The organism is Fredinandcohnia quinoae (assembly GCF_022427965.1).
GTDB lineage: Bacteria > Bacillota > Bacilli > Bacillales > Bacillaceae_L > Ferdinandcohnia > Ferdinandcohnia quinoae.
Genome location: NZ_JAKTTI010000086.1, coordinates 1 through 436 on the forward strand (window position 1 = coordinate 1; position 436 = coordinate 436).

Genomic DNA, 436 nt, shown 5'->3' on the forward strand with positions numbered 1-436 from the left:
GGTATACGTTCCATGCGTCAAACCATAAAAGAAATTGAAACAAATATGGCATATCGGTGGTTTTTAGGTTTTGGGTTCTACACAGAAGTCCCTCACTTTTCTACCTTCGGTAAGAATTATGAGCGTCGCTTTCACGATACTGATGTGTTCGAGGATATCTTCTATCATATTTTGAAGGAGATTATGGAAAAAGGATTACTGTCTGCTGACCATATATTCTTAGACTCCACACATGTAAAGGCCAGTGCTAATAAACGCAAGTATAATAAGAAAGTCGTTCACAAGGAAACTCGCGCCTATGAAGAGAAACTTCAATTAGAACTAAATTTAGATCGAGAAGAACACGGGAAAAAGCCATTTCCCCCTGAGAAATTAGAGAAGGAAGAATGGAAAGAAATTAAGGAAAGTACGACAGACCCTGAAAGTGGCTATTATG

1 protein-coding gene is annotated in these 436 nt (G+C 38.3%); it reads left to right on the top strand.

From position 1 onward, the window contains the following. Positions 1 to 436 (top strand): transposase (locus tag MJG50_RS22005; protein WP_240257912.1); only part of this gene is annotated, 436 nt, incomplete at both ends.